Annotated in this window: 3 protein-coding genes and 1 pseudogene; all 4 read left to right on the forward strand. The window is 52.2% G+C overall.

Going from position 1 to position 1815, the window contains the following annotated elements; translation table 11 throughout:
* Positions 1–279, forward strand: a pseudogene (locus tag ACR0QW_RS10965) (hypothetical protein); the annotation flags it as partial.
* Positions 280–291: 12 nt separating this feature from the next.
* Positions 292–1458, forward strand: a complete 1167-nt coding sequence (locus tag ACR0QW_RS10970) for a hypothetical protein (RefSeq protein ID WP_127007586.1) — start codon at positions 292–294, stop codon at positions 1456–1458.
* A gap of 3 nt (positions 1459–1461) precedes the next feature.
* Positions 1462–1641 carry a hypothetical protein gene (locus ACR0QW_RS10975; RefSeq protein ID WP_075581366.1) on the forward strand — a complete coding sequence of 60 codons (180 nt, stop codon included), beginning with the start codon at positions 1462–1464 and terminating at the stop codon, positions 1639–1641.
* Positions 1638–1815: N-acetylmuramoyl-L-alanine amidase (locus tag ACR0QW_RS10980; RefSeq protein ID WP_432643660.1), on the forward strand; the 178-nt coding region annotated here is incomplete at its 3' end. The genes ACR0QW_RS10975 and ACR0QW_RS10980, both read left to right, overlap by 4 nt.

The raw sequence follows: 1815 nt of genomic DNA on the forward strand, positions 1-1815 counted from the left end.
ACGTATGCCATCCCGGCCGGGTTCCATAACGGCAAAGGGGCAGTCCGCATCAGCAGCGAGGAACAGGCCAAACTGGTCAGCGGGAATATCAAGGCTGGCGTGACCATCCTCGGCGTGTCCGGCAAATCCAGTGTCGTCGATACGGGCGATGCCACAGCGGCAGCCGGCACTATCATCAGCGGCAAGACGGCCTACGTCAATGGCACCAAAGTGACCGGGAGCCTGACAACCGTGACCGTATCCCAGGACAGTCTGACCAAGGTGCTGACCATCGAGTAAAGGGGTGATGACATGAAGGTAGATGTGAAAATGGCCGGGAACAGCTACAGTGGGGTACCGTCCGTCCTGATTCCGCTGAAAAGCGGCGGGAAGGCCCGTTTCTGCGAAGTGTCGGATACGACGGCGAAAGCCTCCGATGTGGCCCAGGGCAAGACCTTCTATGATGCAGACGGGAACTATACGGAAGGAACCCGTACGGGAAGCGGCGGCACAGCGGCAGAAGCGGCACCATACAGAGTCACCATCCAACAGGTGCCGCATCAGACTATCGAGGTAACTTTTACGCCACAAGTTACGGGAAACCTGACGGGATTCAAGAAGTCGGGAAGCCAGTCTGCCGAACTCACGAGCGAGGCCAATCTGGCCCTTTCCTATGCCTTTGATGCAGAAGTCATAGCCGACTCTGGCTGGATTAAAGGCAATCCAACCATTTCTGGGGCTTTGAAGAACGGCCTGATTTGCGGGGACGTAGTTATCAGTGCCACAGAGGCAATAGAAGATGCATCCGGACTCAGGATGCCCGTCGGATATATTCCCCTTTATTTATCCGATGGCTGCTTGTACATGGACAAGGACTTGCAGGGAAAATTCAATAATAAATCCTTGGTCAAAGATGGCGCTAAACTGTTCATCGTTGATATTACAAAAAATACAACGAGCATGAACGGTATGTTCAATCCATCTAAGGTAAGTTTTGCTGAAGGAACCCTGGCGGAATCTGTCATTGATTTCAGCAATGTGGAAAAAGGGGCGATTACTGATCTGGGAGTGGCCTTTGCTGGAAATCAGAAGCTGGAATCCCTGGATTTGAGCGGCTTTGGCAATGTGACAGCCATGTACAGCATGTGCGCCTTTTGTTCGAGCTTGAAATGTGTCTATATCGATACATTATCCAACAGCAAGAATAAAACTATCAATACCTATCACATGTTTGCTCCCTGCAGCAGCTTAGAATATCTCATCATTGATAATGTGAATGTGGATTTTGTCATGCAGGATGCCGCCGATGCAGACAAAGGGGTGCCCGCATCGGCAAAAATCCTGGTTCCCAGAGCTGCTTTGGATGCATATAAGGCAGACAGCCACTGGAAATCAGCAGCTGACCGCATCCTGCCCATGGAGGATTTCAATATCGTCCGCAAGGATGGCAGGGTGACCGTCACACCGAAGGCGGTGTAAGGCATGTTTGAGAAAGTGAATATCCCCGACTGTATCGTCATCATCGGGCTGGTCACAGCACTGATCCTGGCGATTTTTTATGCCTTGAACGAGCTGGCCATGTCTATTGCGTCAGGGCTTCTCGGTTACATCGGCGGTACTGTGAAGTCCGCCGTTCATCAGAAAGGAGAAGAAAAACCATGAAAGTATTCCTGAATCCCGGTCATGCGCCGGGCGGCCATCCCGACCCGGGAGCTGTCAATAGTGAAAGCGGTCTGCGTGAGTGCGATGTCGCTTTGGCAGTCGGTCAATCTGCGGAAAGTTACCTGAATGCGGCAGGAGTAGCAACAGAACTGCTCCAGTCTGACAGCCTGGAGG

It is taken from the genome of Acidaminococcus sp., assembly GCF_050873445.1.
In the GTDB taxonomy this organism is placed as follows: Bacteria; Bacillota; Negativicutes; order Acidaminococcales; family Acidaminococcaceae; genus Acidaminococcus.